Here is an 8,486-nt window from a genome sequence, read left to right on the forward strand (position 1 = left end):
CCGCCCGAGCCGCCCGAGCCGGAGGGTTCCGCGACTGGCTGAGATTTCCCATCGTCAGATTTCGAACCGTCAGATTTCGAACCGTCAGATTTCGAAGCCACTCCCCGAGACGCTTCCCTGGCCGAGTCCGTCGACGGCGCAGCGGACACCGAGCCTTCAGGTTCCCCGTGCTCGGACGTCGCCGAGGTCGAGGTCTCGCGCCCAGTGCGGCCGATGCCTGGGGCCTGCTCCGCGTGAGCTCGCTGGGCGAGCAGAACACCGCGTCCCGCGAGCCCGCGGGACGGACCTGGATGAAGTCGCCCTCCGCGACGTCGCCGACGGCCACGACCTTGGCCGACCCGCCCGGAGGCACCCCCACCGCGGCCGCCGTGAACCAGACCGTCACCGTCTTGCCCGCAGACACCTCCTCACGCACCGCCGTCACGTCCCGCTCGGTCAGCGCCTGCTGTGCCGCGGTCGAACCCTGTCGCGCCATCCGTCAGCTCCCTACTGCTCGCCGTGATTCTCACCCGGAGCCCGCGAGGCCGCGCACCGTCCTCCGCCGGGGCCGGGGCGAGCGACCCTTGGCTTATCAGGTGACACCTGATAAATTCGCCGCCAGACGCCGACCGACGAAGGAGTCAGGCCGTGGCGGACCGCGTGCAAGAGCCCGTGTCACGGACCCGGCCGGTCGGCGCGGAGGAGCTTCGGGCTCGCTACGACAAGGAGCGGGCGAAGCGGCTGCGTGCGGACGGCACGGCCCAGTACCGGGGTGCCGACGGCGAGCTCTCCCACCTGGCCGAGGACCCGTTCGAGCCGGTCGGCCCGCGGGCCCCCCTGCACACCGAGGTCGAGTTCCTGCTGATCGGCGGCGGGTTCGCCTCGCTGACCGCGGCGGTGCACCTGCGCCGGGCCGGGATCGAGGACATCCGGATCGTCGATCGAGCGGGCGGCTTCGGCGGCACCTGGTACTGGAACCGCTATCCCGGCGCGATGTGCGACATCGACGCGTCCATCTACCTGCCCTTCCTCGAGGAGACCGGGCACCGACCGCGACACCGCTACGCCTTCGGACCGGACATCCGCGCCCACGCCGAGGCACTCGCCCGCACCCACGGCCTCGCCGACGGCGCGTTGTTCTCGACCACCGTGACCGGCGCGCGATGGGACGACGGCGAGGGGCGCTGGTGGGTGACGACCGATCGCGGGGACCTGCTCCGGGCCCGGTTCGTGTCGATGGCCATCGGGCCGTTGGACCGTCCCAAGCTTCCCCGGATCCCCGGACTCGGCGACTTCGCAGGACACGTGTTCCACACGAGCCGGTGGGACTACGGCTACACCGGCGGCGACGAGCACGGCGGGCTCACCGGGCTGCGCGACAAGCGGGTCGCGGTGATCGGCACCGGCGCCACCGGTGTCCAGTGCGTCCCGCAGCTCGGGGAGTGGGCCGGACACCTCTACGTGGTGCAGCGGACCCCCGCCGCCGTCGACGTACGGGACAACCGGCCGACCGGCCCCGACGAGTTCCGGGGTCTCCCCGCGGGCTGGCAGGCCGAGCGCGTCCGGAACTTCACCACGGTGGTCAGCGGGTCGACGGAGGAGACCGACCTGGTGCACGACGGCTGGACGGCGATCTTCCGTGAGCTGACGGCCGTCGCCGCGGGGCGGGCCGAGGAGGATCGCGGCGGCCCGTTGACCCGCGCGGAGCGGCACGACCTGATGACGGCGGCGGACTTCGCGACGATGGACCGGATCCGCGACCGCATCGACAGGATCGTCGCGGATCCCGCGACGGCCGAGGCGCTCAAACCCTGGTACGACCGCTGGTGCAAACGGCCCTGCTTCCACGACGACTACTACCCGACCTTCAACCGTCCCGACGTGACCCTCGTCGACACCGACGGGCGCGGGGTCGACCGCATCACCGAGCACGGCTTCGTCGTCGCGGGCGAACACTACGACGTGGACTGTCTGATCCTCGCCACCGGCTTCGAGGTCGGGACGGAGCACACCCACCGGGCGGGCTTCGACGTCGAGGGCCGAGACGGCGCCGTGCTGAGCGAGAAGTGGGCGAACGGATACCGGACCCTCCACGGGCTGCACACCGCCGGGTTCCCGAACCTCTTCTTCCTCGGCGTGACCCAGACCGGGGTCAGCCCGAACTACAGCCACACCGTGGCCGAACAGGCCGCCCACCTCGGCTACATCGTGCGGTGGATGCGGGAGCACGAGCGACCGGTCGTCGAGGCGACCCCCGAGGCGGAGGAGGACTACGTGGCCGAGATCGAACGTCACGCACGGCAGGGCACCTGGTACTACGAGCGGTGCACTCCGAGCTACTTCACCAACGAGGGCGACCTGACCGACCCGCGCAAGGTGCTGGCAGGCGCCTACGGGAAGGGGCCTCTCGCCTTCTTCGCGCTGCTCGACCGGTGGAGACGCCGGGGCGACCTCGCGGGGCTGGCTTTCCCGGCCGGTGAGGACCGATGAGCGAGGAGTCGGCCGAGCGGGTCACGAGGCTTCGCCGCCACCTCGCGGACGGGACGACCGACCGGCACGAGCGCACCACCTCGCTGCGGGCGGCGGAGTACCGCGACGGCGACATCGCCGAGGCCGAACGTGAGTTCGTCTTCGGCCGGGCGCCGGTCATCGCCGCGCACTCCAGCGAGTTGTCCGAGCCCGGCGACTTCGTGCGCGTCTCGTTGCCCCGCAACGAGATCGTGCTCGTCCGCCAGCAGGACGGGAGCGTCCGCGCCCTGGTGAACGCCTGCCGGCACCGGGCGGCGATGGTCGTGACCGAGCCGCAGGGCCGCTGCAGGCTGCTGTCCTGCCCCTACCACCGGTGGTCCTACAACCTCGACGGCTCGCTGCGGACGATGACCCGCGCGGACACCGTCGGCGACGTCGACCCGGCGGACCGGGCCCTGGTCCCGCTGCCGTGCGAGGAGCGCCACGGACTCGTCTGGGTGGTCGACAACGCGACCGCGGAGCTCGACGTCGCGAAGTGGCTGGGCCCGGAGATGGACGCGATCCTCGCGGCGCTGGCGATCGACCGGCACGTCGTGTTCGAGTCCACGACCTTCGACGAGCCCGTGAACTGGAAGGTCATGCAGGACGGCTTCCTGGACTTCTACCACCTGGAGTACGCCCACCCGGCGACCGCCGGGAAGCTCATCCACACCAACGTCGCGGTGCTCGAGGACTTCGGCCGGACCTGCCGCTGGACCCAGCCCCGCAAGAGCATCTCGCGTGCCGACGCCGAGCCGCCGGACTCGGCCGTCCTCGACGGACACCTCACCGAGACGCACTTCCTCGGGCCGAACAGCACCCTGGTCCGACACCCGGACCATCTCGAGCTCCTCACGTTCCGGCCACACCCGACCGATCCCGCGCGGTCGGTCATGGAGCTGCGACTGATCGCCCCGCTCCCCGGAGCGACCGGGCTGGACCCGGAGGCCTGGACGCGGCGCTGGACCCGCAACTGGGACCTGGTGCTGGAGGTCCTCACCGCCGAGGACCTGCCCATCCTGCGCGGCACCCAGGAGGCCGTCCGCAGCCGCGATGCGGGCGACATGATGTTGGGCCGCAACGAGATCGCCAACCACGTCTTCTGGCGGGAGCTCGCCGTGCTCCTCGCCGACCGACCCGACCCGGACGCCGTCGCGGCCGGGTCCGCCCCTGCCGCGCGGTGCCCGACTCGAGGAGGAGTCAGCCCATGACCGTCACCGAACCCGAGACCGCCGGTTCACCGGCCAGACCCGATGCGTCCACCACCCCGCGCCCGGCAGACTGCTCGCTGGCCGCGCTGGTGGCGACCAGGGTGGCGCGCCATCCCGACGCCCTCGCCGTCGGCGAGCTGCACGGGCCCGGCAGACGGACCTGGGCCGAGCTGCAGGACGAGGCCCGCCGGTGCGCGACCGCGCTCGCCGGGCTCGGCGTCGAGCGCGGCGACATGGTGCTGGTCATGCTGTCCAACAAGGTGCCCGGCTGGGTCGCACAGCTGGGCATCGCGACCCTCGGCGCCGTCGACGTGCCGGTCAACTCCGCGTACGTCGGCAGCTGGTTGGACCACGTCGTCGCGACGACCGGGGCACGGGTCGCCGTCGTCGACGAGCTCTACCTCGCCCAGTGGGAACCGATCCTCGCGGGCCACGACGACCTGCGGCACGTCCTCGTCGCCGCCGACGGCCCGGTCGACGGGCGGACGGTCGGGGGCACCACGATCGGCGGCCTCCGCGAGTCGGTCGAGGCCGCCGCGGTCCCGACCGACCCGGTGGCCCTGACCGCAGGCGACCTCGCGACGGTCATGTGGACCTCCGGCACCACCGGCAAGAGCAAGGGCGTGCTGATGCCCTGGGGCCAGTGGTGGGGGTTCTGCGTCAGCTCCACCCTGCTGCCGGACGACGCACTCGGCGAGGACGACGTCCGCTACCAACCCTGGCCGACCTTCCACCTCGGCGGCCGCGACTCGTTCTACCGGCAGGCCGTGTTCGGCGGCTCGACCTGGCTGCGCGACGGGTTCTCCGCCACCGACTGGTTCGACGACGTCCGCCGCTGCGGCGCGACCTGGAGCTACCTCGTCGGCGCCGGGAGCCAGCTCGTGCACAACACGCCTCGCGCGCCGGGCGAACGCGACAGCGCACTGCGGTTCGTCCTGTCCGGGCCCGCGGCCGCCGTCGCCGAGGACCTCTGCGAACGGTTCGGCATCGAGTACTACACCAGCTACGGCATGACCGAGATCAACAACCCGTTCCGGTCGGCCGGGTACCGCATCACCAAGGACAACTGGACCAGCTGCGGCACACTCCATCCCTCCCGCACGGTGCGGGTCGTGGGACCGGACGGGACCGACGTCGCGCCCGGCGAGCCGGGCGAGCTCTGGGTGCTCGACGAACGGGACCGCGACTGCGTGGCGAGGGGCTACCTCGGGCCGCCAGAGCTCACCGACGCCTGCTGGTACGACGGGTGGTTCCACACCGGTGACCTCTTCCGCTTCGACGTCGAGGGCCGGTACTACTTCCTCGACCGGCTCAAGGACGCCGTGCGCCGCGGTGGGGAGAACATCTCCTCGATGGAGGTCGAGGCCGCCCTCAACACCCACCCCGACGTCGCGGAGTCCGCGGTCGTCCCGGTGGCCGCCGAGTTCGCCGAGGACGAGGTGGCGGCGTTCGTCGTGATGCGCGAGGGCGCGGTCTTCGATCCCGTCGCGCTCCACGGCCACGCCGTGGCCACGATCCCCCGGTTCGCCCGGCCCCGCTTCCTGATCCCGATCGACGGGCTCCCCCGCACCCCGTCGATGAAGATCCGCAAGGTCGAGCTGCGGGAACGCGGCGTCCTCGACGGGGCCTGGGACGCGCGGAAGGAGACCGGGGCGTGAGCGCTCCATCCCTCGGCCCCCTCGCAGGCACGAGGGTCCTCGAGTTCCGGGGCATCGGCCCCGGACCGTTGGCGGGGATGTTGCTGGCGGACATGGGTGCCGACGTCGTCCGCGTCGATCCGCCCACCACCGTGAACGCCGCGCTGCCCCCCGACCGGCTCGATCTCGTCCATCGCGGCAAGCGCTCGATCGTCGCCGACCTCAAGACCGCGAGGGGGTTGGAGACCGTGCTGCGGCTCGTCGGCACCGCCGACGCGGTCGTCGAGGGCTACCGGCCCGGCGTCGCCGAGCGCCTCGGGATCGGGCCCGACGCCTGCCTCGCCCGCAACCCCGCCCTGGTCTACGGCCGGATGTCGGGCTGGGGCCAGGACGGGCCGTACGCCCACGCGGCGGGGCACGACCTGAACTACATCGCGCTCGCAGGCGTCCTCGAAGGCATCGGCCGCCCGGGAGACCCGCCCACACCCCCGCAGAGCTACGTCGGCGACTACGGGGGCGGCGCGATGTTCCTGGCCTTCGGGGTGGTCTGTGCGCTCCTCGAGGCGCGCCGGAGCGGCACCGGCCAGGTCGTCGACGCCGCCATGGTCGACGGCGCCGCGGTGCTCGCCACCCAGTACTGGGCGCTGAAGGCCGCCGACCGCTGGCACGACGGCCGCGGCACCAACTTCGTCGACGGCTCCAGCCCGCACTACGACACCTACGAGTGCGGCGACGGGCTCTTCGTCAGCGTCGCCCCCATGGAGCCACGCTTCTACGCCGAGCTGCGCAGGTTGCTCGAGCTGACCGACCCCGTGTGGGACGACCAGGAGGACCGGTCGCTCTGGCCCCAGCGCAAGAAGCTGCTGGCCGAGCTCTTCCGCACCCGGACCAGGGCCGAGTGGTGCGACCTGCTCGAGTACTCCGACGCCTGCTTCGCCCCCGTCCTGGCGATGACCGAGGCGCCGGACCACCCCCACAACCGCGCACGCAACACGTTCGTGGAGGAGTTCGGTGTGCTCCAACCGGCACCTGCACCACGGTTGAGCGCCACCCCGGGCGCGATCCGGTCGGGGCCACCCGCACCCGGCCTCCACAGCCGGGACGTGCTCGCCGAGGCGGGGTTCGCCGCCACGGAGATCGACGAGCTGTTCCGGGGCGGCCACGTGCTGGAGGGGCTGCGGGTGTAGCCCGGGCCCTGCCCGGCCACGACGCGCTCGTCAGGGCACAATCGGCCGGCGTCCCCCGACCCCGGGGGACGTCGACCAGGACCCCGTCCAGGGAGTAGACGTGGCACGGCCCCGCAAGCCCCTCATCGCGAAGCGCCACCTGGCCCAGGTCGCGCTCGGGATCATCGACGAGGAGGGGCTCGACGCGCTCAGTCTCAAACGGCTCGCCGCCGACCTCGGCGTCCACGAGTCGTCGGTGTACCACCACTACCGGTACAAGAGCCTGATCCTCGGCGACGTCGTGCGGCTGGTCCTGTCGCCGGTCGACACCTCACAGCGCCCACCCACCGACTGGCGCACCTACCTGTTCGACGAAGGCGTCGCCTACTACCGGATCCTCGCCGCCCACCCGAACCTCGTCCCCGTGATCCAGGGCCTGAGCCGACCGGCGTTCAGCCATCCCACCGAGAACCGCACCGCCGAGATCCTCCTCGACGCCGGGTTCCCCCCGCGGTACGTCATGCTCGTCCGCGAGCAGCTCGAGTCACTGATCCTGGGGGCGGTCCAGTTCTCCGGGGACCACGGCCTGTTCCCCGACGTCGCCCCCGAGTTCCCGGCCCTGCGCCAGGTCAGCGACGCGGCGGCCGAGTTCTCCTCCGAGGAACGCGTCACCGAGGCACTCGGCGCATTCCTCGACGGCATCGCCCTTCGTCTCCCCCAGTGGCACTCCCTGGCCGGCCCCTCCGGCGGCGCGGAGATCGCGGCCTCGCCGTAGCCCGACGGTCTGACCGCATACGACGAGACGCCCCGGCCCGACACCCCGGCCCGGGACGGTCCGGACGGTGGCGGCGGCCATGCCTGCCAGCAGCAGGCAGCCACCCAGGACGGCCGGGAGGGGCAGCCGCTCGCCCAGGAAGGCGATCCCCAGCACGGCGGCGACCAGGGGTTCGGCCAGGCTCAGGGTCCCCGCCGAGGCGGCCGTGACGTGTCGCAGGCCGGAGACGAAGAGCAGGTAGCCCACCGCGGTGGCCGGCACGGCCAACCAGGCGACCAGCGCCAGCGCCTCGGGTTCGGCGACGACGCGGGAGACGTCGTGGGCGAAGGGGAGGATCATCGCGCCGCCCAGGACGAGGGTCGCGGCGACCGCGACGAGGGTCGGCGCCGAACTGTCCACCAACCGCTTCGCCGCGACCGTGTAGACGCCGTAGCAGAGCCCGCCGACCACCCCGAGCAGCACGCCGAGCGTGTCCACCCGCACGGCCGCGCCCGGCAACAGCAACAGCGCGGTCCCCGCGATCGCCGCGACGGTCCCGAACAACCAGGACCGATCGAGCCGTTCCAAGCCGACCACCCGGGCGAGCACCCCGACCGCGGGCGGGGCGACACCCAGCGCGACGACCGTGGACAGCGCCGCTCCGGTGCGCGCGACCGAGCTCAGGAACGCAGCCTGGTACGCCGCCGTCGATCCGGCGGCGAGCACCAGCCGGCCCAGCACGGGGAGCCTGACCACCGCACGCCACCGGCCGAGATCCCGCGGCTGGAGCACGGCCACCACCAGCAGCAGGACGCCACCGCCGAGGAGCAGCCGCGCGGCGCCGAACGCCAACGGGTCGGCGTCGGAACCCGCAAGGACCTGCGCCGGGCCCACCGTCCCCCAGAGCACCGCGGCGCCCAGCACCGCAACCACACCACGGACGGTCGACGACGTGTCTCGTACGTTCACGTCCCCGAACGCTAGCCACTAATATGGCAATGTGCCCGAACAGTCGAACTTCTCGTCAGTCGATCGCCCAGATCTGAAACTAGATTCGCTCGACCTGTCCCTGCTGGGACTCCTGCAGAACGATGCACGGCTGACCAACCGACAACTGGCCGCCCAGACCGGCGTCGCCCCCTCGACCTCACTGGAGCGCGTGCGCGGGCTCCTCGCCCGCGGCGTGATCTCCGGCTACCACGCCGACGTCGACCTGCCCTCCGTCGGCCGA

6 protein-coding genes are annotated in these 8,486 nt (G+C 72.3%); 5 read left to right on the top strand and 1 reads right to left on the bottom strand.

Annotation, left to right across the window (positions count from 1 at the left end):
* The first annotated feature begins 627 nt into the window (after positions 1–627).
* The 4 genes from H5J29_RS12845 to H5J29_RS12860 are packed head-to-tail and all read left to right on the top strand — an operon-like array spanning position 628 to position 6,522.
* Complete coding sequence (locus H5J29_RS12845; RefSeq protein ID WP_312858186.1) at positions 628–2,469, top strand: flavin-containing monooxygenase; 1,842 nt, start codon at positions 628–630, stop codon at positions 2,467–2,469.
* On the top strand, positions 2,466–3,698 hold the full coding sequence (locus H5J29_RS12850) for an aromatic ring-hydroxylating oxygenase subunit alpha (protein ID WP_181781171.1): 1,233 nt from the start codon (positions 2,466–2,468) through the stop codon (positions 3,696–3,698). The genes H5J29_RS12845 and H5J29_RS12850 overlap by 4 nt, the downstream gene beginning before the upstream one ends.
* The gene (locus H5J29_RS12855; protein ID WP_181781172.1) at positions 3,695–5,356 is read left to right on the top strand and encodes an AMP-binding protein; all 1,662 of its coding nucleotides are present in this window, start codon (positions 3,695–3,697) and stop codon (positions 5,354–5,356) included. The genes H5J29_RS12850 and H5J29_RS12855 overlap by 4 nt, the downstream gene beginning before the upstream one ends.
* Complete coding sequence (locus H5J29_RS12860) at positions 5,353–6,522, top strand: CaiB/BaiF CoA transferase family protein (protein ID WP_181781173.1); 1,170 nt, start codon at positions 5,353–5,355, stop codon at positions 6,520–6,522. Before H5J29_RS12855 ends, H5J29_RS12860 begins: the two co-directional genes overlap by 4 nt.
* Positions 6,523–7,045: 523 nt before the next feature.
* On the opposite strand, the gene H5J29_RS12865 is transcribed toward H5J29_RS12860, so the two are convergent.
* Entirely contained in the window at positions 7,046–8,224 is a 1,179-nt protein-coding gene (locus H5J29_RS12865) for a DMT family transporter (RefSeq protein ID WP_181781174.1), read from the bottom strand.
* 31 nt (positions 8,225–8,255) lie between these two features.
* On the opposite strand from H5J29_RS12865, the gene H5J29_RS12870 reads away from it, so the two are divergent.
* The coding region (locus H5J29_RS12870) for an Lrp/AsnC family transcriptional regulator (RefSeq protein WP_312858187.1) at positions 8,256–8,486 on the top strand (231 nt) is incomplete at its 3' end.

Origin of the sequence: Pseudonocardia pini, assembly GCF_013870575.1 — a bacterium.
In the GTDB taxonomy this organism is placed as follows: Bacteria; Actinomycetota; Actinomycetes; order Mycobacteriales; family Pseudonocardiaceae; genus Pseudonocardia; species Pseudonocardia pini.

Coding starts and splice junctions, on each gene's coding strand:
- H5J29_RS12850 (WP_181781171.1), top strand. CDS start 2,466: ATGAGCGAGGAGTCGGCCGAGCGGGTCACGAGGCTTCGCCGCCACCTC.
- H5J29_RS12855 (WP_181781172.1), top strand. CDS start 3,695: ATGACCGTCACCGAACCCGAGACCGCCGGTTCACCGGCCAGACCCGAT.